This window comes from Oceanisphaera litoralis (genome assembly GCF_016907015.1).
GTDB classification, from domain to species: Bacteria; Pseudomonadota; Gammaproteobacteria; order Enterobacterales; family Aeromonadaceae; genus Oceanimonas; species Oceanimonas litoralis.
In genome coordinates this window covers 1-20779 of sequence record NZ_JAFBBE010000016.1, presented here as the reverse complement: position 1 = coordinate 20779, position 20779 = coordinate 1, and the positions used below count along the sequence as shown (strand labels likewise).

22 protein-coding genes are annotated in these 20779 nt (G+C 59.6%); 14 read left to right on the top strand and 8 right to left on the bottom strand.

All coding sequences use genetic code 11. The annotated features are described in order from the left end of the window. Positions 1 to 4: 4 nt before the first annotated feature. The 10 genes from HNR62_RS10790 to HNR62_RS10745 all read left to right on the top strand — a co-directional run bounded on the left by HNR62_RS10790 (position 5) and on the right by HNR62_RS10745 (position 7889). The gene (locus HNR62_RS10790) at positions 5 to 688 is read left to right on the top strand and encodes an SURF1 family protein (RefSeq protein ID WP_239552749.1); all 684 of its coding nucleotides are present in this window, start codon (positions 5 to 7) and stop codon (positions 686 to 688) included. Further along, the gene (locus HNR62_RS10785) at positions 675 to 1127 is read left to right on the top strand and encodes a hypothetical protein (protein ID WP_239552748.1); all 453 of its coding nucleotides are present in this window, start codon (positions 675 to 677) and stop codon (positions 1125 to 1127) included. Before HNR62_RS10790 ends, HNR62_RS10785 begins: the two co-directional genes overlap by 14 nt. 9 nt (positions 1128 to 1136) lie before the next feature. Then, entirely contained in the window at positions 1137 to 2204 is a 1068-nt protein-coding gene (locus tag HNR62_RS10780; protein WP_204796101.1) for a COX15/CtaA family protein, read from the top strand. Between the two features lie 24 nt (positions 2205 to 2228). After that, a complete protein-coding gene (cyoE, locus tag HNR62_RS10775; protein ID WP_204796100.1) occupies positions 2229 to 3125 on the top strand; it encodes a heme o synthase in 897 nt (298 codons plus the stop codon). Next, positions 3118 to 3765: an SCO family protein gene (locus HNR62_RS10770; RefSeq protein WP_204796099.1), complete on the top strand. Its 648-nt coding sequence runs from the start codon at positions 3118 to 3120 to the stop codon at positions 3763 to 3765. The genes cyoE and HNR62_RS10770 overlap by 8 nt, the downstream gene beginning before the upstream one ends. A gap of 142 nt (positions 3766 to 3907) precedes the next feature. Then, positions 3908 to 5281: an MATE family efflux transporter DinF gene (gene dinF, locus HNR62_RS10765; RefSeq protein WP_204796098.1), complete on the top strand. Its 1374-nt coding sequence runs from the start codon at positions 3908 to 3910 to the stop codon at positions 5279 to 5281. Beyond that, complete coding sequence (locus HNR62_RS10760) at positions 5274 to 5738, top strand: tRNA (cytidine(34)-2'-O)-methyltransferase (protein ID WP_204796097.1); 465 nt, start codon at positions 5274 to 5276, stop codon at positions 5736 to 5738. Before dinF ends, HNR62_RS10760 begins: the two co-directional genes overlap by 8 nt. A gap of 78 nt (positions 5739 to 5816) precedes the next feature. Further along, complete coding sequence (gene fieF, locus HNR62_RS10755) at positions 5817 to 6752, top strand: cation efflux pump FieF (protein WP_204796096.1); 936 nt, start codon at positions 5817 to 5819, stop codon at positions 6750 to 6752. Between the two features lie 3 nt (positions 6753 to 6755). Further along, on the top strand, positions 6756 to 7538 hold the full coding sequence (gene cysE / locus HNR62_RS10750) for a serine O-acetyltransferase (RefSeq protein ID WP_204796095.1): 783 nt from the start codon (positions 6756 to 6758) through the stop codon (positions 7536 to 7538). A gap of 141 nt (positions 7539 to 7679) precedes the next feature. Next, the gene (locus HNR62_RS10745) at positions 7680 to 7889 is read left to right on the top strand and encodes a cell division protein ZapB (RefSeq protein WP_204796094.1); all 210 of its coding nucleotides are present in this window, start codon (positions 7680 to 7682) and stop codon (positions 7887 to 7889) included. A gap of 115 nt (positions 7890 to 8004) precedes the next feature. Here the strand turns inward: HNR62_RS10745 and rraA are convergent, their stop codons facing one another. The 5 genes from rraA to argS all read right to left on the bottom strand — a co-directional run bounded on the left by rraA (position 8005) and on the right by argS (position 12923). After that, positions 8005 to 8490, bottom strand: coding sequence for a ribonuclease E activity regulator RraA (rraA, locus tag HNR62_RS10740; RefSeq protein WP_104487896.1), 486 nt, complete (start codon positions 8488 to 8490; stop codon positions 8005 to 8007). A gap of 97 nt (positions 8491 to 8587) precedes the next feature. Continuing rightward, positions 8588 to 9916: an HslU--HslV peptidase ATPase subunit gene (gene hslU, locus HNR62_RS10735; protein ID WP_204796093.1), complete on the bottom strand. Its 1329-nt coding sequence runs from the start codon at positions 9914 to 9916 to the stop codon at positions 8588 to 8590. A gap of 49 nt (positions 9917 to 9965) precedes the next feature. Beyond that, positions 9966 to 10496 carry an ATP-dependent protease subunit HslV gene (hslV, locus tag HNR62_RS10730; protein WP_204796092.1) on the bottom strand — a complete coding sequence of 177 codons (531 nt, stop codon included), beginning with the start codon at positions 10494 to 10496 and terminating at the stop codon, positions 9966 to 9968. Positions 10497 to 10577: 81 nt separating this feature from the next. After that, a complete protein-coding gene (locus HNR62_RS10725) occupies positions 10578 to 11165 on the bottom strand; it encodes an SPOR domain-containing protein (protein WP_204796091.1) in 588 nt (195 codons plus the stop codon). 3 nt (positions 11166 to 11168) lie between these two features. Then, entirely contained in the window at positions 11169 to 12923 is a 1755-nt protein-coding gene (gene argS, locus HNR62_RS10720) for an arginine--tRNA ligase (RefSeq protein WP_204796090.1), read from the bottom strand. A gap of 170 nt (positions 12924 to 13093) precedes the next feature. On the opposite strand from argS, the gene HNR62_RS10715 reads away from it, so the two are divergent. Then, the gene (locus HNR62_RS10715; protein WP_204796089.1) at positions 13094 to 13702 is read left to right on the top strand and encodes an LON peptidase substrate-binding domain-containing protein; all 609 of its coding nucleotides are present in this window, start codon (positions 13094 to 13096) and stop codon (positions 13700 to 13702) included. Between the two features lie 2 nt (positions 13703 to 13704). On the opposite strand, the gene priA is transcribed toward HNR62_RS10715, so the two are convergent. Then, positions 13705 to 15903 (bottom strand): primosomal protein N', encoded by a 2199-nt coding sequence (gene priA, locus HNR62_RS10710; protein ID WP_204796088.1) that lies wholly within the window; start codon positions 15901 to 15903, stop codon positions 13705 to 13707. Positions 15904 to 16041: 138 nt separating this feature from the next. On the opposite strand from priA, the gene rpmE reads away from it, so the two are divergent. From rpmE to HNR62_RS10695, 3 genes are all read left to right on the top strand, one after another. Beyond that, positions 16042 to 16257, top strand: coding sequence for a 50S ribosomal protein L31 (rpmE, locus tag HNR62_RS10705; protein WP_204796087.1), 216 nt, complete (start codon positions 16042 to 16044; stop codon positions 16255 to 16257). A gap of 113 nt (positions 16258 to 16370) precedes the next feature. Beyond that, on the top strand, positions 16371 to 17135 hold the full coding sequence (locus tag HNR62_RS10700; protein ID WP_204796086.1) for a thermonuclease family protein: 765 nt from the start codon (positions 16371 to 16373) through the stop codon (positions 17133 to 17135). Between the two features lie 114 nt (positions 17136 to 17249). Next, a complete protein-coding gene (locus tag HNR62_RS10695; protein WP_204796085.1) occupies positions 17250 to 18494 on the top strand; it encodes a malic enzyme-like NAD(P)-binding protein in 1245 nt (414 codons plus the stop codon). Positions 18495 to 18711: 217 nt separating this feature from the next. Here the strand turns inward: HNR62_RS10695 and trmA are convergent, their stop codons facing one another. Continuing rightward, positions 18712 to 19809, bottom strand: a complete 1098-nt coding sequence (gene trmA / locus HNR62_RS10690) for a tRNA (uridine(54)-C5)-methyltransferase TrmA (RefSeq protein ID WP_204796084.1) — start codon at positions 19807 to 19809, stop codon at positions 18712 to 18714. A gap of 198 nt (positions 19810 to 20007) precedes the next feature. After that, entirely contained in the window at positions 20008 to 20688 is a 681-nt protein-coding gene (locus tag HNR62_RS10685) for a hypothetical protein (RefSeq protein WP_204796083.1), read from the bottom strand. Positions 20689 to 20779: the final 91 nt, after the last annotated feature.

The window sequence follows — 20779 nt, the reverse complement described above, 5'->3', positions numbered from 1 at the left end:
CTGGATGTTGAGTATAGGAAAAAGAGGCGGTTTGCTGGCACTGACCGGGGTGATGAGTCTGTTGATGATCACCATGGGGGTGTGGCAGCTGTCGCGGGCCGACGAGAAACGATTGCTGCTGCAGGAATGGCAGCAACGTCGCGATATCGGTCTGTCGCTGAATGAAGCCCTAAGCATGCAAATCCCCTATGGCTACCGGCTGGAGGTGAGCGGTGTTTATCTTAACGGTGGCGCTCTCTTTCTCGATAACCAGATAGCGTCGGGCCGGGCGGGCTATCGACTGATACGGCCATTGCAAACCCGATATGGTCTGCTGGTGGTGGATACAGGCTGGTGGCCGGCCGATCCGGATCGGCGCAAGCTGCCACCGATACTGCCGCAAAATGAGCCGGTGCAGCTATCTGGTAACCTGGTTCGCCCCTCTATCCCCCCCCTTGCCTTAGGCGAAGTTCGGTTCGACCCCGGCCACCCCCTTGTCTCCAGTCTGGAGACGGAACAGCTGGCGCAAATCTGGGGACAACAAGTACTGCCCTTCGTGCTGAAACTGGGTGTTGAAAAAGATGACTGGCAGCCGGTGGTGATGGGGCCGGAGCGGCATATCGGTTATGCGGTGCAGTGGTTTGCCATGACGCTGGCAATCTGGGGGGCCGCAGCATGGTGGTATCGGAGGCAAGATGATGAAGCATAAAAACCGTAAAACCCATAAAACGATACTGGCCTTGCTGAGTGTCTTTCTGCTGCCGGTGGCCCTGGCCTGGCTGACCCTGTCACAGGGCTGGTTTACTCCCGGGGTGAATGGCCACGGTGAATGGGTGCAGGGGCGTATCGCCGAGGATAGCCAGTGGCGGCTGGTGTTGCCGGTCACCCCGGAATGCGAGTCCTGTGCGCTGGCAGAGCCCTTGCTGAATAACATCGACCTCGCCCTGGGGCGAGACAGCAACCGGGTGTCGGTGCTGCGGCTGCCGGCCGGTACCGGATTGGAGACGGGCTTTGTCTATATTGCCGATCCGCCGGGTCTGCTGATCATGCGTTATCCGCTGAGTGGAGATGAAGTCGGCGATCGACTGACCGGCAAGGCACTGCTCGGCGATTTGCGCCGTCTGCTCAAATTTTCCCGGGCCGGCTAGGAGATGACTATGCGCCGACTCTGTCTTTTTGCCTTCGGGCTGACCCTGGTGGTGGTGATGCTGGGCGCCTATACCCGGCTGACCGATGCGGGTCTGGGCTGCCCCGACTGGCCCGGCTGTTATGGTTTCAATTATGTGCCAGGCTCGGCCCAGGATCATGCCACGGCGGCACTGCGTTTTCCCGATACTCCGTTGGAGGTGAGCAAGGCCCGCAACGAGATGGTGCATCGCTATGCGGCGGGCACTTTGGGCTGCATTATTTTGCTGATGGCACTCTGGTCGTTGCGTTCGTCGCAAAGCGCCTATCGTGGCTTTGCCTGGGGGCTGCTGGCGCTGGTGTGCGGTCAGGCGACCCTCGGCATGTTGACGGTGACCCTCAATCTGCTGCCCTTTGTGGTGATGGGGCACCTGCTGGGGGGCTTTACCATACTGGCGTTGCTGTTTCTCTTGCTCTGTAAAACCCGGCCACCCCGGCAGAGCTCATCCCGGCAGACCCCAACTCGGCAGACCCCACCCCGGCAGACCCCATCCGGGCAGACCCATAGAGGACGGGGCCTGGGAGTCTGGTTTGTGCTGGCGCTGGGCGCCTTGTTGCTGCAGATAGCGCTGGGCGGCTGGACTGCGGCCAACTATGCGGCCATGGCCTGTCTCGAGTTGCCGGTGTGTCAGGGCGACTGGCCAGGCCAGTGGCAGTGGAGCGCCTTTCATCCCCACGGGGTGCCGGCAGAAAACTACCAGTACGGGGTACTCAGTCAGGATGAAAGAGTCACCATTCATGCGGCGCACCGGCTCTGGGCCATGGTTACCGCTTGTGTGTTATTGATATTGGCCTGGCGTCTGTGGCAGCAGCCGGCGCTGCGTCATTGGGGCGCCTGGCTGGCGCTGGGAGTGGTGATGCAACTGGCGCTGGGGGTGGCCAATGTGGTGCTGCATCTGCCGCTGGCGGTGGCAGTGGCCCACAATGCCGGTGCCGCCATCTTGTTGCTGGTGTTAACGGGAACCGGAGAACGACTCTGGCGAGCCAGAGCCAATCCGGTGCCTGTTCATGGCTTCGTCGCCGTAACAAATGAAAACTGACGGGAAAGACCCGATGGAGGCTATATGGCTGGAAGTGTGCTGTTATCCGGAAGCTGGACATCAAGCTGGCGGGATTATTTTGCCCTCACCAAACCCAAGGTGGTGGCCCTAATCCTGCTGACGGCCGTGGTCGGCATGTTTTTGACCGACACCCTGCCGACGCCGTGGCGGGTACTGGCGGCCACCCTGGGTATCGGTTTGATGGCCGGGGGAGCGGCGGCCATCAACCATGTGCTGGACCGACGCATCGATATCAAGATGGCCCGTACCTATCACAGGCCCGTGGCCCAGGGGCGGGTACAGGGCGGCCCGGCACTGGCCTTTGCCTTTATGCTATCGGCGGCGGGCCTCGCCATACTGCTACTCTGGGTCAATGAACTCACCGCCTGGCTCACGCTGGCCTCGCTGCTGGGCTATGCGGTGGTGTATACGGTGTGGCTGAAGCGGGCCACGCCGCAGAATATCGTGATTGGCGGTCTGGCCGGGGCCATGCCGCCGCTGCTGGGCTGGACGGCGGTGACCGGCGAGTTTCACGGCCATGCGCTGTTGCTGGTGATGATCATCTTCGCCTGGACCCCACCTCATTTCTGGGCACTGGCCATTCATCGGCGGGATGATTACGCCAAGGCGGAAATACCCATGCTGCCGGTCACCCACGGTATCGAGTTCAGCAAGACCTGTGTGCTGCTCTACACCCTGCTGCTGACCCTGGTTTGTCTCTTGCCCTGGATAGTGGGGATGTCCGGCATCCTCTATCTGACGGGAGCCACCCTGCTCAATCTGCGTTTTATTCAGTGGGCCTGGCGGTTGAAGTTTAGACCTGAGCCGCAAACCGCATTACAATGTTTCCGCTTTTCAATCAGTCATTTAATGTGGCTTTTTGTTCTTATACTGGCGGATCACTGGATAAATTATGGTTAATACGAGCAGATGGATATGGATACCGGCGGTGGTGCTGATCATCGCCGGTACCCTGAGTGGGGCTGCCTGGTATGCGGACAGCAAGAACAAGCTGACCGAGGCGGTGGTGGTCTACCCCGAGCCCCGAGCCCTGACGCCTTTCACCCTGACGGACGCCGACGGCCAGCCCTTTACCGAGCAGCACCTGCTCGGGCGCTGGAGCCTGATGTTTGTCGGCTACACCTATTGCCCCGATATCTGCCCCACCACTCTGTCGGATCTGGCACGCATTTACCCCGAGCTGTCCCGACTGAGCGACAAGGCGCAGGTGGTGTTTGTTTCGGCGGATCCGGCCCGGGATACCCCCGAACGCCTGAAAGCCTATACCGCCTATTTCAACCCCGACTTCGTGGCGGTGACCGCCGAGCATGAACGGCTGACGCCGGCGGTGCAGCAGCTGGGGCTGATTTACGGTATCTTCGAACGGGAGCAGGCCGATTATCTGGTCGATCATTCCGCCTCCATCGCCCTGGTCAATCCCAAGGGGCAGCTGCATGCCTCCTTTCGGCCCGGCTTCGACGAACAGAACCCGATGCCACTGGTCAACGGCCCCGAGCTGGTGAGCAACTTCTCCCGCATCGTGGCCCTCTGGGGCGATTAAAAAATAAAGCGTGAGGGGAAAGGCGTAAGGTGTGAGAGACAATACATCCGAGCCGCCGGGTTATTGCGGTTCTTACCTCACCCTTTACACTTTACCCCTCGCCCTTCACGCCTCACCCCTCATCCCTCATCAAGAGTTGTTTATGTGGTCATCTTTTCTTGACTGGGCTCGTCACCGTCAGGTGTTTGCGCTGGCCCTGCCCATGGTGCTGTCCAATATTACCGTGCCCTTGCTGGGGCTGGTGGACACCATCGTCATCGGTCATCTCGAACATGCCTATTACCTGGGCGGGGTGGCGGTGGGCGCCACCATCATCAGCCTGATCTTCTGGTTGCTGGGTTTTCTGCGCATGTCGACCACAGGCCTGGCGGCCCAGGCGGTGGGAGCCGGAGACCGCGAACGTTTGCTGCAGGTGCTGGCACGGGGCCTGCTGCTGGCCTGGGGGCTGGCGCTGGCGATACTGCTGGTGCAGCAGCCGCTGATGGAGCTGGCGTTCTGGCTGGTCGGCGGCAGCGACGAGGTACAACATTATGGCCGTGACTATGTGATGGTCCGGATCTGGAGTGCGCCGGCGGCGCTGACCAACCTGGTGCTGCTGGGCTGGCTGCTGGGCAACCAGAATGCGCGGGCGCCCATGCTGCTGTTGATCCTGGGTAACGGGGCCAATATTCTGCTCGATATCTGGTTTGTGCTGGGGCTGGGCTGGCAGGTCAAGGGGGCGGCGGCGGCCTCGGTATTGGCGGATTATCTGGCCATGGCGCTGGGCGCCTGGCTGGTATGGCGAACCCTGCAGGCGCGAGACCTGATGCCGACGGCGGGGTTCTGGCAACGAACCCTGCATCTGGCGGCCTTCAAGCGGCTGTTGGGGCTGAATCGGGATATTTTCATTCGTGCCCTGTGCCTGCAGCTGTGTTTCGCCTTCATGACCTTTCAGGGCGCGCGCCTCGGCGACGAGGTGCTGGCCGCCAATGCGGTGCTGATGAACTTTCTGATGTTCATTTCCTTCGGGCTGGACGGCTTCGCCTATGCGGTCGAGGCCATGGTGGGCAAGGCGGTGGGAGAGCGTAACAGAAGGGGCTTCCGTCTGGCCTGTGGCCTGAATCTGTTCTGGGGCGGCCTGGTGGCCCTGTTGTTCACCCTGTTCTTTGCCCTGGCGGGCGAGCAGCTGATTGGATTGATTACCGATATTCCCGCCGTGCGGGCCCAGGCAACCCTGTATCTGCCCTGGCTGGTGCTGATGCCGCTGGCGGCCTGTTGGTGCTTTATTCTCGATGGTATCTTTATCGGCACCACCCGGGGACGAGAGATGCGCGACATGATGCTGCTGTCCACCGCCGGGGTATTTTTTCCGGTGTGGTGGCTGGCGCAGGGGCTTGGCAATCATGGTCTCTGGCTGGCCATGCTGTGTTTTATGCTGGCCCGGGGGCTGACCCTGGGCTGGGCCTGGTGGCGACTGGACCGCCGGCAGGGTTTTATGGATTATGACGACGTGATGAGAGAAACCAACGATGTTTGATATTGCGCTTTACGAGCCGGAAATAGCACCCAATACCGGCAATATCATGCGGCTGGCGCGCAACAACGGCTGCCACCTGCATCTGATTGAGCCGCTCGGCTTCGATTTGGAAGAAAAGAAACTGCGCCGGGCCGGGCTGGATTATGCGGATTTTGGCCGTATCAGCGTGCATAAGGACTATCCGGCGTTTTTGCAGGCGGTGGCGGGGCAGCAGATTTTTGCCTGCACCACCAAGGGCAGCCGGCCCCATCACGAGCCGGCCTATCAGGCCGGCGATGTGCTGTTGTTCGGGCCCGAAACCCGGGGCCTGCCGGACCAGGTACTGGCGTCGGTGGTACCGGAGCTGCGCATTCGCATTCCGATGCAGCCGGACAGCCGCAGCCTGAATCTGTCCAATGCGGTGGCCATCATCAGCTACGAGGCGTGGCGGCAACACGACTTTTCCGGGGCGAAATAACCCGGATGACACACCCTCGGTGTCACCCGGGTGGCGGACGAGGGTATACTGCAACAAACTTCCCTTGGCGGCTGACGCATGAAAGAACCCACTTCCTATTCCCGACTGGTCACCACGGCGGCGGTGGCTGCCACCCTGGTGGCGGGGCTGATGATCCTGGCCAAATTGCTGGCCTGGTTTTATACCGGTTCGGCCAGCATGCTGGCCTCGCTGACCGACTCGCTGCTTGATATCAGCGCCTCGCTTATCAACCTGATGGCGATTCGCTATGCGCTGGTGCCGGCGGACAAGGATCATCGTTTCGGTCACGGCAAGGCGGAATCACTGGCCGGGCTGGCCCAGTCCGCCTTTATCAGCGGCTCGGCCATTTTCCTGATTATCAATGGCATCTCCCGCCTGTTTAACCAGCAGGAAGTCACCCATGCGGCACTGGGGATCTGGGTGATGCTGTTTTCGCTGGCCTTGACCATAGGGCTGGTGATGTTTCAGAGCTATGTCATCAAGCGAACCGATTCGGTGGCGATTCGCGCCGATCAGCTGCACTATCGCTCGGATATTCTGCTCAACGTCGGGGTGCTGCTGGCGATAGCGCTGGCCTGGTTTGGCTGGCACTGGGCCGATGCGGTGTTTGCGGTGCTGATCGGGGCTTTCATTCTCAAGGGCGCACTGAAAATCGGGTATGACGCGGTGCAGATGCTGCTCGACCGGCAGTTGCCGGAAGCGGAGCAAAAGCGCATTATTGACACCTGCCTGGCGGTAGAGGGGGTGCACGGGCTGCATGAACTGCGTACCCGGCAATCGGGTCAGACCCGGTTTATCCAGCTGCACCTGGAGCTGGACGACAAGCTGCCCCTGATTCGTGCCCACCGTATCGCGGACCAGGCAGAGCGGGAACTGCACGACTTGTTCCCCGATACCGACGTTATTATTCATATGGACCCCATCTCGGTCCTGCCTCGAGAAGCCCATTCTCAGGATATGAGCGAACATAAATTCATAGAAGACAAGGTTTAACCCATGGAAGACGGCATTCAATCCAGCACCTGGTTGCGCATCCGCGAAGAAGCCCAACGGATGATTGCAGAAGAGCCGATGCTCGGCAGTTTTTATTATTCGACCATCCTTAACCACGATACGCTGAAGTGTGCCCTGAGCTTTATTCTGGCCAACAAGCTGGAAAGTTCGGTGATGCCGGCGATCAGCCTGAGGGAAGTGATCGAAACGGTGCTGGATGCCGAACCGGCCATTCTGGATATGGCCGCCACGGACATCTGTGCGGTACAGGAACGGGATCCGGCGGTGGATCTGTTTTCCACCCCGCTGCTCTATCTGAAGGGCTTTCATGCGCTGCAGGGCTACCGGATTTCCAATTGGCTGTGGCGGCATAACCGTTGTGCCCTGGCAACCTACCTGCAAAACCAGATATCGGTGGTGTTCGGAGTGGATGTGCATCCGGCGGCGCGTATTGGCAAAGGCATCATGTTCGACCATGCCACCGGCATAGTAGTCGGTGAAACCGCGGTAATCGAAGACGATGTGTCCATACTGCAAAGCGTCACTCTGGGCGGTACCGGCAAGGCGGGTGGCGATCGGCATCCCAAAATCCGGGAAGGTGTCATGATTGGCGCCGGCGCCAAGATCCTGGGTAATATCGAAGTGGGAAAAGGCGCCAAGATTGGCGCCGGCAGTGTGGTCCTCGAGCCGGTGCCACCGCACACCACAGTGGCCGGCGTGCCTGCCCGGGTGGTCGGCCGCCCGGGCTCCGACAAGCCGTCACTGGATATGAGCCAGAATATCTGAGACTTTTGTTGACGCAGTCAACATTAATTAACCGTAAAGGGGGTCGAGATGGCGGGGCCGCTTGTCGTCTTGGAGTGGCCGCGGTATCCTCGAGCGCTGAGGGGCCTGCGGGCCGGAGAACCGTTATTTAGGGGTGAGTGCATGTCTTTTGATGTATTGGAAAAACTGGAATCGAAAATCCAGGCGGCAGTGGACACCATTTCCCTGCTGCAAATGGAAGTTGATGAACTGAAAGCGCAAAACGGCCAGCTGGGTGAAGAAAACCAGCAGCTGAAGCAGCAGCACGATACCTGGCAAGAGCGCCTGCGGGTGTTGCTGGGTAAAATCGATCAGGTAGAAGAAAGCGCCTGAACCATAACGCCGGCATGGCCGGCGTTATCTTTATCAGCCGTCATCGAGGGCTGATAACGACAAAGAGGCCAGCCCAGGGGCTGGCCTCTTTGTGTCTTAAGCTTGCAGCTGTCTTTTATTCGATATCCAGCGGCTCGGGAGACAGGATAATACCCGTGGTATCGGCGTAAAGATGGTCCGCCGGCAAGAAGGTCACACCACCGAAATTGACCGGGATCTCCTGATCGCCGATCTCGCTGTCATCGGCGCCGACCGGAATGGAGGCCAGTGCCTGAATGCCGATATCCAGATCTTCCAGCGCATCCACTTCGCGGACCGAACCATAGCAGACGATGCCTTCCCAGCCGTTTTCCGCCGCGGTTTCGGCGATGTCGGCATCGAGCAGGGCCCGGCGCAGTGAGCCGCCGCCGTCGATCAGTAACACCCGACCTACGCCGTTTTCTTTGACTGCCGCCATGATGAGGCCGTTGGATTCGAAGCACTTGATGGTGGAAATGGTACCGCCGAAAGAATTACGGCCGCCAAAACTGGAGAACATGGGTTCGACCACGTCCACCATGTCAATATAGGTATCGCACAGTTCTGAAGTATTGTATTCCATGGAATCAGCCACATCTGGAAACAAGGTGACATCAGTATAAAGGGGCGGGAGCGGTTTTCAATCACAATTGTGTGACCGCTCCCGTTGCTGGTGCGGGTTAGAGGATGTAGCGGCTCAGATCTTCGTCTTCGACCAGATTCTTGAGGTAACGATCCACATAGTCTTCGTCCACCAGAATGGAGTCACCGGACTTGTCGGACGCTTCAAAGGACAGCTCGTCCAGCAGTCGCTCCATGATGGTATGCAGCCGGCGAGCACCGATATTTTCGGTGGTCTCGTTCACGCGCCAGGCGGCTTCGGCCAGGCGGCGGATGCCGGCCTTGGTGAAGTCGACGGTCACGTTTTCGGTGGCCAGCAGCGCCTTGTACTGCTCGGTCAGCGACGCGTTGGGCTCGGTGAGAATGCGCTCGAAGTCATCGGTATTCAGCGAGTCCAGCTCGACCCGGATGGGCAGGCGACCCTGCAGTTCGGGGATCAGATCCGACGGCCTGGCCACCTGGAAGGCGCCGGAGGCGATGAACAGCATATGATCGGTACGCACCATGCCGTGCTTGGTGTTGACGGTACTGCCTTCAATCAGCGGCAGCAGATCCCGCTGTACCCCTTCACGAGACACATCGGGGCCCGCGCTTTCGCCGCGCTTGCAGATTTTGTCGAATTCATCGATGAAGACGATGCCCTGGTTTTCCACCGCATGAATGGCCTGTTCTTTCAGTTCTTCCGGGTTCAGCAGCTTGGCGGCTTCTTCCTCGACCAGCAGCTTGATGGCGTCCTTGATCTTCAGCTTGCGCTGCTTGCTGGTGTTGCCGGACAGGTTCTGGAACATACCCTGCAACTGATTGGTCATTTCTTCCATGCCGGGAGGGGCCATTATCTCCACGCCCATCTGCGGGGCCGAGACACTGATTTCGATTTCCTTGTCGTCGAGCTGGCCTTCGCGCAGCTTCTTGCGGAAAATCTGACGGCTGTTGCTGTTGTCGGCCTTTTCCTCTTCACCCCAGGTGTTACGCGGGTTGGGCAGCAGGGCGTCCAGCACCCGTTCTTCCGCCGCTTCCTCGGCACGGTGACGGAATTTTTCCATCTGCTGTTCGCGGGTCATCTTCATGGCGATATCGGTCAAATCGCGGATGATGGTGTCCACTTCCTTGCCGACGTAGCCCACTTCGGTGAACTTGGTCGCTTCCACCTTGATGAAGGGGGCGTTGGCCAGCTTGGCCAGGCGACGGGCGATTTCGGTCTTGCCGACCCCGGTCGGGCCTATCATCAGAATGTTTTTGGGGGTGACTTCCTGACGCAGCTCGGGGGTCAGCTGCATCCGGCGCCAGCGGTTACGCAGGGCGATGGCCACGGCACGTTTGGCGGCAGACTGGCCGACGATGTGGCGGTCCAGCTCGTGGACTATCTCTCTTGGGGTCATGTCAGACATAATCAAATCCTGTGGTGCGGACAGGCTCGACACCTGCCCGAAAGCAAATTCAGAGACGGTAATCCAGTTCTTCGATGGTCTGGTTACCGTTGGTAAAGACGCAGATGTCGCCGGCGATGGTCAGCGCCTTTTCGACGATGTCCTGGGCTTCCAGCTCGGTGTTTTCCAGCAGGGCGCGGGCGGCGGACTGGGCAAAGGCGCCACCGGAACCGATGGCGATCAGATCCTGCTCGGGCTGAACCACGTCGCCGTTGCCGGTGATGATAAAGGAGTTCTTGTCGTCGGCGACCGCCAGCAGGGCTTCGAGCCGGCGCAGGCTGCGGTCGGTACGCCAGTCTTTGGCCAGGGCCACGGCGGCACGCTCCAGGTTGCCCTGGTGCGCCTGCAGCTTGGCTTCAAAGCGTTCCAGCAGGGTAAAGGCGTCGGCGGTGCCACCGGCAAAGCCGGCCAGTACCTTGCCGTTGAACAGGCGGTGTACCTTGCGGGCATTGCCTTTCATGACGGTGTTGCCCAGGGAAACCTGGCCATCGCCGCCGATAACCACTTTGCCGTTACGGCGAACTGAAACGATTGTTGTCACTGTGAACCTCACTTGACTGTGTAGCCAGCCTGGCTGGCAGAAATGTCATGAACACAGAAATGGGGACGGAAGGGGGAGAGATCAACCCTCCCAGAACCAGATTGCACAATGGTTGACGTTGGCCCGCAGCAGCTTGTGCTTGTCCCGTTCCGCCCGCCGCTTGCTATCGTAGGGACCCAGAATAACCCGATACCAGACACCCTTGCTACCGGTGCTGCGACGCACCTGGGCTTCCAGCCCCTGAAAGGCGATGCGGGCCTTGAGCTGCTCGGCCTGGGCGGCGGAGCGGAAGGAACCGCATTGCATCAGATAGGGTTGGGTGGACGCTTCAGCCTCGGGCACATTCACCACCACTTCCTTGTTTTCCAGCTGCTCTATGTAGCGCCATTTTTCCACCGGCTTCTGATCGATGGGATTGATCGGCGCGGGGGCTGTCTGGGTGTGGGTGATGGCAGCAGGTGGCTCCGCACGACGGCGGTCGGCAGATCCCTTGACGAGTGAAATCAGGTAGCCGAGGGCACCGGCCAGCAGCAGCGCCAGTATGATGGCCAGCCAGGGAATACGTCGCTGTGGTGCGCGGCTGCGACTGCCGCCCCGGGCGGGACGGCTGTTGCTCTTGCCTTTGCTCGTGCTTTTGGGCTTGCTGCGCCGGACGTAGTCCCTGGGCATGGTTTACATGCGCTCCATGGTGTCGATGCCGAGCAGCGACAGCCCCTGCTTCAGTACCTTGGCGGTGGCCGCACACAGGCGCAGACGGCTGGCCCGCTCGTCGGCGCCGACGCCATCCTTGTTGATGGGGCAGGCTTCATAGAAGCTCATGAAGGCGCCGGACAGCTCGTACAGATACAGACACATCAGATGCGGCAGACCCTTGTCGGCCACCGACTTCACGGTGTCGTTGAACTGCACCAGCTTCTGGGCCAGGGCCTCTTCGGCCGGTGCCTGTATGCTGATTTGTCCTGGCAGGGCATCGGCGGTAACACCGGCCTTGCGGAAGATGGACTGCACCCGGGTATAGGCATACTGCAGGTAGGGGGCCGTGTTGCCCTCGAACGACAGCATGTTGTCCCAGTCGAAGATGTAATCCGTGGTGCGGCTCTTGGACAGATCCGCGTACTTCACCGCGCCCATGGCGACCCGGCTGACGACCTGACGTTTTTCTGCTTCGCTGAGGCCGGTATCCTTTTTGGCCAGCAGGGCGGCAGCGCGCTCTTCCGCTTCCTCGAGCAGGTCCACCAGCTTGATGGTGCCGCCAGAGCGGGTCTTGAACGGGCGGCCGTCCTTGCCCAGCATCATGCCGAAGGCGTGGTGTTCCAGGCTGACCGACTCGGGAATGTAGCCGGCCTTGCGCACTATGCTCCAGGCCTGCATCAGGTGCTGGTGCTGGCGAGAGTCGATGAAGTACAGCACCCGGTCGGCACCCAGCTGCTCGTAACGGTACTTGGCACAGGCGATGTCGGTGGTGGTGTAGAGGTAGCCGCCGTCCTTCTTGCGGATGATGACGCCCATGGGGTCACCGTCCTTGTTCTTGTACTCGTCCAGATAGACCACGATGGCGCCTTCGTCTTCCACCGCCAGCCCTTGCTGCTGCAGATCGGCCACTATGGTGGCCAGCATGGAATTGTACCTGCTCTCGCCCATGACGTTGGCCGGGGTCAGGGACACGTTGAGCCGGTCATAAACCTGCTGGTTATGCAGCAGGGTAATGTCGACCAGCTTCTGCCACATGGCCAGGCAATAGGCATCGCCGCCCTGCAACTTCACCACATAACCCCGGGCACGCTCGGCAAAGTCCGGATCCGCGTCGTACTGCTGCTTGGACTCGCGGTAGAACTGCTCCAGATCCGACAGACCGGAAGACAGCACGTCCGGATTTTCTTTTTCCAGCTTTTCCAGGTAGGCGATCAGCATGCCGAACTGGGTGCCCCAGTCGCCGATATGGTTGGCGCGGATCACCTTGTGGCCGAGAAACTCCAGGGTGCGCACCACGGCGTCACCGATAATGGTGGAGCGCAGGTGGCCCACGTGCATTTCCTTGGCCACGTTGGGGGCCGAGTAATCCACCACTACGGTCTGCGGCTGTTCCACCACAGGCACATTGGCGCGCTCGTCGGCGACCATGGCGTCTATCTGGCGCGCCAGCCAGTCGCTGTCGAGAAAGAAGTTGATAAAGCCGGGGCCGGCCAGCTCGGTTTTGGCCACCAGCTCGGAAGCGGGCAGGTTATCGACCAGCATCTGGGCCAGGGCGCGGGGGTTTTGTCCGGCGGGCTTGGCCAGCAGCAAGGCCAGATTGGTGGCCAGATCTCCGTGAGCCTTGTCTTTGGTTCGGTCTACCTGGATGCGGGGCGCCAGTTCGGCAGGCAGCTTGCCTTGCTGTTGCAGGAGAGAGACCGTCTGCTCAAGCAGCGCTTGAATATGTTCTTTCATTATCAGTTCACCAAATTTAAGACAAGGTTGGAGATAACCCGGGGGAAGAAATTCTACTCATAACGGGTGCAGAAAACTACCGCCAAGGCAAGGCGAGGGCACGGATTGAAAGTGGAAAGGATAAAAAAGGGTCTCTATGGCTACTTAATCTTAAAGGAAGGAGTCTGGCCATGAAACTGGCGCTATTACCCCTTACCCTTCATCTGATGCCCGGCGGCAAGGTTCCATTGCGCATCTTCGAGCCCCGCTATATCAGAATGGTGAGCGAGGCCAGCCGCAGCGGAACCGGCTTTGGTATCGGTATGCTGGACGAACTGGACGAACTGGACGAACTGGACGAGGCCAGCCACAGTGATCTCTTCACGCTGGGTACCCGGGTGAACATCACCGACTTCTATACCCTGGAAGGCGGCTTGCTGGGGATCACGGTGGAAGCGGTGGACCGTTTTCGCATCCTCCAGCTGGAACGGGAAGCAGATGGCCTGTTGCGGGCCGAAGTGGAACTGCTCGATAACTGGCAGCCCTGTACCCTGTCGCCGACCGAGCAGGTGCTGTCCGATAAATTGCAGGAAGTCTTTGCCGAATATCCGGAACTGGCCGACCTGTATCCGGCACCCCGCTGGCGGGATGCCGCCTGGGTAACCCAGCGCTGGCTGGAAGTGCTGCCACTGCAAGGGCGACAGGCCCTGAAGCTGATGGCGGCGGACAGCTGTCATCGTGCCCTCGGCTTCCTGATGTCGATACTGACCTCGCCGTCGCAGCCGGAGCAGCGGCACTGAAGCTACCAGAGCTCCACCGGATCGATATCCAGCGACCAGCGTACCTTGCGGGCGGAGGTCAGGGTGTCGATGAGCGCCAGCGCCAGCCGGCAGGCCGCCGCCAGCTCGCGGCGGTTGCCGGCCTGCAGCAAAAGCTGGTAGCGATACTGACCGGCCTTGCGCTCCATCTGGGCGCTGAGAGGCCCCAGACAGAGCACCGAGGATGGCAGGGCGGGCAGCAACGCTTGTACCAGTTGCTGCAAGAAGGCCTGTACCTGATCGGCCCGGGGCGCCTGGGCTCTAAACAGCGCCTGAAAGCTGAACGGGGGCAGGGCGGCGGCCTGTCGTTCCTGCAGGGCGCTGTGGGCAAAGTGACGATAGCCCTGGTTGGCCAGATCCTGCAGCAGGGCGTGTTCCGGCTGGTGGGTCTGCAGTACCACCCGGCCCGGCTTGCTGGCTCGCCCGGCCCGGCCCGCCACCTGGATATACAGCTGGGCAAAGCGCTCAGTGGCCCTGAAATCGCTGGCGAAAAGGGCGCCGTCTGCATCCAGCATCGCCACCAGGGTGACATCGGGAAAGTGATGGCCCTTGGCCAGCATCTGGGTGCCGATCAAAATCTGATACTTGCCGCTGCGAATGCCTTCCAGATGTTGCTGAAAGCTGCCCTTGCGCCGGGTGTTATCCCTGTCGATGCGAATAATGCCGTATTGAGGAAAGAGTCCGCTCAGGGCCTGCTCTACCTGTTCGGTGCCGAGCCCCGTGCCCACCAGTTGCCGGCTGCCGCAGCTTGGGCACGTTGGCGGCAGTGGCCGCTGATGATCGCAATGGTGGCAGTGCAGGCGGAAGGCATGCCGGTGCCAGGTATAGTGGGCGTCACAACGTTCGCAATCGGCCAGCCAGCCACAGTCGTGACACAAGAGCGCCGGCGCATAGCCGCGCCGGTTCAGGAACAGCATCACCTGATTACCCTTCGCCAGCTCCTGCTCGAGCAGCTGGAGCAGCTGGGGCGAGAGTCCGGCGTGCATCTGCACATGCTTGCTGTCCAGCAGCAGATGCTCGGCCACGGTGGCGGTGCCGGGTCGCTGGCTCAGGGTCAGCAGCTGATATTTACCGCCGGCCGCATTGTGCAGGCTTTCGAAGCTGGGCGTGGCCGAGCCCAGCACGATGGGGATTTCGAGCTGACGGGCACGCAATAACGCCAGATCCCGGGCATGGTACCGAAAGCCGTCCTGCTGCTTGAACGAGGTGTCGTGCTCTTCGTCGATGATTATCATCCCCAGCCGGGCAAAGGGCGTGAGCAGGGCGGAGCGGGTGCCGATGACGATGGCGGTGCTGCCGTCCCGGCACGACAACCAGGCATCGAGCCGCTCCCGCTCGTTCATGCCCGAATGCAAGGTGCTGATCGGCACCTTGAAACGCTGCTGAAAGCGAGAGATGGTCTGGGGGGTCAGGCCGATTTCCGGCACCAGCACCAGCACCTGTTTACCCGCCTGCAGTACCGGTTCCATGATTTGCAGGTAGACTTCTGTCTTGCCGGAGCCGGTGATGCCTTCCAGCAGAAAGGGGCTGAAGCCCCGGACGCTCTGGATCAGGCTGACCGCCAGCGCCTGCTCCGTGGTCAGGCGGGGCTTGTCATCGTCGGCCACCTCGGTGGCCGTGGCGCGCCAGTCGAGCGTGTCCGGCAGCTGCTCCCTTTTTTCGATCAGCTGCTTTTTAGCCAGCGCCTGCAGAATGGCGCCGCTGATGCCTCTGATTTCCAGCTCACCGGCGGTCAAGGGCCCCTGACGTAACAGGGCCAGGGCCTGCTGTTGCTTGACGGCCTGGGCGGAGACACCGGCCTCGGCGTCGAGCAGGTGCCAGTAAGTCGTGCTGCGGTAGGCGGCGGCTTCGCCCTTGCGTAACAGGGTGGGCAGCGCCTGAAAATACACCTCGCCGGGGGCGTGCAGGTAATATTGAGTGGCCCAGGCCAGTAGCCTGAGTTCGGCCGCGGCCAGAATGGGCTCCGGATCCAGTATGGCGCCAACGAACTTGAGTTTGGCGGCATCCATGTCCGACTCGGCGGGATGAGACAGGACCAGCGCCGTCATGGTTCTGTTACCGAAGGGCACCGATACCCGGCAGCCGGGAACGGGCAGGGGCAGGGGGCAGAGATAATCAAACTCCCGCCGCAGTGGAACGGGCAGCGTAACCCGCAGCAAACCAGACTGTGCCGGTATTGACATTGGTGATTTTTCCCTCGTTTGACCTTGCCTGCAAATAGGCGATCCTATATTATTCGCACCCTTCACAAAACGTGTATCACTCGTGTGGTGTCTGGCACAGGATCAGATAGCGACACGGCCTACAGATAGAGGTTGTCCATGAAACAAGGTATTCACCCGGAATACAACGAAATTACTGCCAAATGTTCTTGCGGTAACGAGATCAAAGTCGGCTCTACCATGAGTAAAAGCCTGAACCTGGACGTTTGCTCCGCTTGCCACCCTTTCTACACCGGTAAGCAGAAAATGGTTGATAGCGGCGGCCGCGTTGACCGTTTCAACAAGCGCTTCGGCGCGCTGTCCAGCAGCAAATAAGCGAACTGCATCGCAAGAAAAGGCGCCTCGGGGCGCCTTTTTTATTGCCCGGAATTTGTGTATGACGTCGATGTTTCCCATGGTTAGGGCTGGTTTTACGCCAGGACAACGAAATGAAGCGATGGCAATGGCTGTTGATCATGGGGTTATGGTCACTGCCGGTCGCGGCAGAATGCCCTAGACCACCGGCAGACGAAACCGTAACGGTTCGGCATATTGTAGATGGTGACACTGTCATATTGCAGGATGGTAGAGTAATCCGCTTTATCGGTATCGACACGCCAGAATTCAATAAACACAGCAAGCTGCCGGCGGAATCCGGTGCGGAAGCGGCACGGCGCTGGCTGTTGAATAAAATCCCGAAAGGGAGTCGATTGAAACTGGTTTTTGGTGTTGAAAGGCGTGATGATTATGGACGCTGGCTGGCGCATCCACTGACGACCGACGGCAATTTGCTGGTCACCAGGATGCTCGCACAGGGGCTGGGACCCCTGTTGCTGATCCCGCCCAATGATGATTACTGGCGGTGCTGGCTGGCGGCCGAACAGCAAGCCCGGCAACGACGCCTGGGAGTATGGCAGGCATCGCTGACCCGTTTTTCCTCCGGTGGCTGGCAACTGTTGCAGGCCAGGGTGGTTTTACCTTATGCGGGCTCGGGTCGCCTGAAGATCGAGCTGGAGGGGCAACTGACCGTGATGGCAGGCAAACACCTGCCGGCAACGGCTCGCCACAGCCTGAAAAGACTACGGCGGGGAGATCGGCTGTTTATTCGCGGTCGGGTTCATGCCAGCCCCAGTGGTCGACAACGTGGCCAAGAACGTGGTCGACAAATAGTGTGGATAAATCATCCCTGGCAGTTTTACCAGGTAGAACAATAAATTTTTGGGTAATGTCGAACAAGTTGACTACTGCCACATTGTATAAACATTGTGGTAAACTTTTTCACATTTAAATCTTGTAAATGTCAACAATTGCATCAGGGTACTCGTAGAATGACCGACTTCCGACAACAAGCGCTCGATTATCATGCCTTGCCCACGCCGGGTAAGATCTCCGTTGAAATCAGTAAGCCGGCAGAAACCGCCAAGGATCTCGCCTTGGCCTACAGCCCGGGTGTGGCTGAGCCGGTGCGCGAAATTGCCGCCGATCCCGAAAACGCTTACAAATATACCGCCAAGGGCAACCTGGTTGCCGTTATCACCAACGGTACCGCCATTCTTGGTCTGGGTAACCTGGGCCCGCTGGCCGCCAAGCCGGTAATGGAAGGCAAGGCGCTGCTGTTCAAGCGGTTCGCCAACCTCGACTCCATCGATATCGAAGTCAAGCACCGCACCACCGAAGAATTCATCCAGACCGTGGCCGCCATTGCCGACACCTTCGGTGGTATCAACCTGGAAGACATCAAGGCACCCGAGTGTTTTGAAATCGAAAAGGCGCTGATCGAACGCTGTAACGTACCGGTTTTCCACGATGACCAGCATGGTACCGCTATCGTGACCTCCGCCGGTCTGATCAACGCCCTGGAAGTACAGGGTAAAGACATCGCCGAAGCCCGCGTGGTTTGTATGGGTGCCGGCGCCGCTGCCGTGGCCTGTATGGAGCTGCTGATCAAGTGTGGTGCCCAGCGCGAAAACATCTACATGCTGGACCGCAACGGTGTGATCCACACTCGTCGTGACGATTTGAACGAGTACAAGGCGCTGTTTGCCAACAACACCGACAAACGCACCCTGGAAGACGTGATCACCGACGCCGACGTTTTCGTGGGTGTGTCCGGTCCCGACGTATTGCCGGCGGAAGCCGTAGCACTGATGGCTGACAAGCCGGTGATCTTTGCCTGCTCCAACCCGGATCCGGAAATCAAGCCCGAGCTGGCTCATTCCGTGCGTCAGGATCTGATCATGGGTACCGGTCGTTCCGACTACCCGAACCAGGTGAACAACGTGCTGTGCTTCCCCTTCATCTTCCGTGGTGCCCTGGATGTTCGCGCGTCCTGCATCAACGACGAGATGAAAGTGGCGGCCGTCGACGCTATCCGTGGTCTGGCCAAAGAGCCGGTACCGCAGGAAGTGCTGGTTGCCGCCGGCGTGGAATCGCTGGAGTTCGGCAAGGACTACGTGATTCCCAAGCCGATGGATGCGCGCCTGCTGCCTCGCGTAGCCCGTGCTGTGGCCGTGGCCGCCGTGGAATCCGGCGTAGCCGGCATCGCGCTGCCGGAAAACTACATGCTGGATTGACTCCAGGCATGACATGAAAAAGGGGAGCCGAGGCTCCCCTTTTTGATCGTGAAACGTGATATCTATCCCGGACAAAGGGCCCGCTCACCCGACCCGCTCAAGCACATCCATGTGACGCTCAGCACATGACATCCCTGTCATGTGATGGCCGGCTGAGCAGATCCCTTTGTCCTCCTTGATGTTCCGTGCTGCTTACAGTTCGTTCTTGCCTCACCCCTCACTTGCGGGTCAGATAAACCCCGGCTTCCATGTGATGGGTATAGGGGAATTGGTCGAACAGGGCGAAGCGGCTGATGTCGTGGGTCTGCGACAGGGTTTCCAGATTCTGACGCAATGTGTCCGGATTGCAGGAGATATAGACGATATTATCGTATTCCTGCACCAGCTTGACGGTTTCTTCGTCCAGGCCGGCCCGGGGTGGATCCACCAGTATGGTGTTGCACTCGTAGCTGGCCAGATCGATGCCCTGCAGGCGGCGGAACTCGCGTACTCCGCGCATGGCCTGGGTGAACTCTTCCGCCGACATCCGCAGTATGGTCACGTTATCGATGCCGTTGGCGGCAATGTTGTACTGGGCCGACTTGACCGACGAGCTGGCGATTTCGGTGGCCAGCACCCGGCGGAAGTTGGCGGCCAGCGCCAGCGAGAAGTTGCCGTTGCCGCAATACAGCTCCAGCAGATCACCGCTGGCACCCCGGGTGGCATCCAGCGCCCAGCTCAGCATCTGTTCGTTCATGCGGCCGTTGGGCTGGGTAAAGCTGTTTTCTACCTGCTGATAGACCAGCGCTTTATCCTGTACCTGCAGCCGCTCGACCACATAGTCCTGGCCGACCACCCATTTCTGTTTCTTGGCCCGGCCTATGATGCTGGCGGCAATGCCCTCTTGTTGCAGTTGTGCCCGCACCTTCTGCACGGCATTGTGCCAGGCATCGTCCAGCTGGCGATGGTAGAGCAGGCTGATCACCAGCTCGCCGCTCAATGACGACAGAAAGTCGACCTGAAACAGCTTGCGGCGCAGTACCGGATCCGGTTTGAGCGCGCTCAGCAGCAGCGGCATGGCCTGGTTGATCAGGCGTGAGGCGGCGGGGAATTGATCGACCCGGTATTTTTCCCGAGTGGCCTGATCGAACATGATGTAGTAGAGATCGTCGTCCTGATGCCAGACCCGAAACTCGGCGCGCATCCGGTAATGTTCGGGTTCGGAGGCAAACACGTCCAGCGCCGGCGGGGAAAAGGGCGCGAAGGTTTCCCGAAGCCGATCGGCCTTTTCATCCAACTGTGCCTGGTAGGTTTGCGGGTTGACCACTGTGCTCATGAGTTGCCTCTCTGTAAAACGGAGCGCAAATTCTACGGCCTGCGGCGAATTTGTCCAGTTATCGGACGGCGGCCCTACGCCACAAACATGCCACAAACGGCATCAGTGCCGTTGCACCGGCGAGAACATAGGGCCTATGCCGGTGCGGCCGGAACAAGAGGGCAGTAAGTTCGATGACATCCTGCCCTGGTTTTACATTTATCCGGCCAGGGATTGGGCAAGCTGGCGTTCGAAAACGATACGACGCTCGTGATCGAGCTGTGTGCGGATTTGCTGCTCCAGAGCGCGAACCGCATGTTCAAAGCCCCAGCGACTCAGGGTATTCAGATCTGCAATGGCCTCCGGCAATGCCAGCTTGTCGCCGTCAATCTGTTCGTATTTGTCGATCAGCTGTTTGGCCCGCAGCAGGCGTACGGATAACTGACGGGTCAGCACGAATTCATGGTTTACCTGCTCTCCGCTGGCATTGGCTGCACTCAGCCTCAGCATGGACGGCGCCGTATTGCCGTCCATCAAAGACAGCAGGTCCACCGGCAGCAAGCCGCGTTCATCCGTTTCCAGGGAGGCAATGCTGGCATCAAGGGCGGCCGTCAATTTGAACTGCCGCAGTGGCGACTCGCTTTTCTCGATTTTTTGATCGATGACCTCGCGCTCGGGGATGCCCAGTATTTGTTTCTCGCTCCGGGCATGACTTTCGATGTTCATGAAGGGGTTGATGCCCGCGACCCCGTTGGCCAGCAGATCCTTGGTCATCACATCCGGCAGCATGCCAAAGAAGGGCACCACGTCGACGATAGAGAACACGACACCACCCGCGGTCATGATGATGCCGCCCGGAAGTTCATACAGCTCACGCAGCGGCTGGTAGGGAGTATACATTCGTAGGATCTTAAGCGGAGGCTGCTGTCAAAGCTTGCTACAGGGAGGCTAGTCGATTGATTTATCAGAAAAATGGTTTGAAGTGTGCTGC

Coding starts and splice junctions, on each gene's coding strand:
- HNR62_RS10790 (WP_239552749.1), top strand. CDS start 5: ATGTTGAGTATAGGAAAAAGAGGCGGTTTGCTGGCACTGACCGGGGTG.
- HNR62_RS10785 (WP_239552748.1), top strand. CDS start 675: ATGATGAAGCATAAAAACCGTAAAACCCATAAAACGATACTGGCCTTG.
- HNR62_RS10780 (WP_204796101.1), top strand. CDS start 1,137: ATGCGCCGACTCTGTCTTTTTGCCTTCGGGCTGACCCTGGTGGTGGTG.
- cyoE (WP_204796100.1), top strand. CDS start 2,229: ATGGCTGGAAGTGTGCTGTTATCCGGAAGCTGGACATCAAGCTGGCGG.
- HNR62_RS10770 (WP_204796099.1), top strand. CDS start 3,118: ATGGTTAATACGAGCAGATGGATATGGATACCGGCGGTGGTGCTGATC.
- dinF (WP_204796098.1), top strand. CDS start 3,908: ATGTGGTCATCTTTTCTTGACTGGGCTCGTCACCGTCAGGTGTTTGCG.
- HNR62_RS10760 (WP_204796097.1), top strand. CDS start 5,274: ATGTTTGATATTGCGCTTTACGAGCCGGAAATAGCACCCAATACCGGC.
- fieF (WP_204796096.1), top strand. CDS start 5,817: ATGAAAGAACCCACTTCCTATTCCCGACTGGTCACCACGGCGGCGGTG.
- cysE (WP_204796095.1), top strand. CDS start 6,756: ATGGAAGACGGCATTCAATCCAGCACCTGGTTGCGCATCCGCGAAGAA.
- HNR62_RS10745 (WP_204796094.1), top strand. CDS start 7,680: ATGTCTTTTGATGTATTGGAAAAACTGGAATCGAAAATCCAGGCGGCA.
- rraA (WP_104487896.1), bottom strand. CDS start 8,490: ATGGAATACAATACTTCAGAACTGTGCGATACCTATATTGACATGGTG.
- hslU (WP_204796093.1), bottom strand. CDS start 9,916: ATGTCTGACATGACCCCAAGAGAGATAGTCCACGAGCTGGACCGCCAC.
- HNR62_RS10725 (WP_204796091.1), bottom strand. CDS start 11,165: ATGCCCAGGGACTACGTCCGGCGCAGCAAGCCCAAAAGCACGAGCAAA.
- argS (WP_204796090.1), bottom strand. CDS start 12,923: ATGAAAGAACATATTCAAGCGCTGCTTGAGCAGACGGTCTCTCTCCTG.
- HNR62_RS10715 (WP_204796089.1), top strand. CDS start 13,094: ATGAAACTGGCGCTATTACCCCTTACCCTTCATCTGATGCCCGGCGGC.
- priA (WP_204796088.1), bottom strand. CDS start 15,903: ATGTCAATACCGGCACAGTCTGGTTTGCTGCGGGTTACGCTGCCCGTT.
- rpmE (WP_204796087.1), top strand. CDS start 16,042: ATGAAACAAGGTATTCACCCGGAATACAACGAAATTACTGCCAAATGT.
- HNR62_RS10700 (WP_204796086.1), top strand. CDS start 16,371: ATGAAGCGATGGCAATGGCTGTTGATCATGGGGTTATGGTCACTGCCG.
- HNR62_RS10695 (WP_204796085.1), top strand. CDS start 17,250: ATGACCGACTTCCGACAACAAGCGCTCGATTATCATGCCTTGCCCACG.
- trmA (WP_204796084.1), bottom strand. CDS start 19,809: ATGAGCACAGTGGTCAACCCGCAAACCTACCAGGCACAGTTGGATGAA.
- HNR62_RS10685 (WP_204796083.1), bottom strand. CDS start 20,688: ATGTATACTCCCTACCAGCCGCTGCGTGAGCTGTATGAACTTCCGGGC.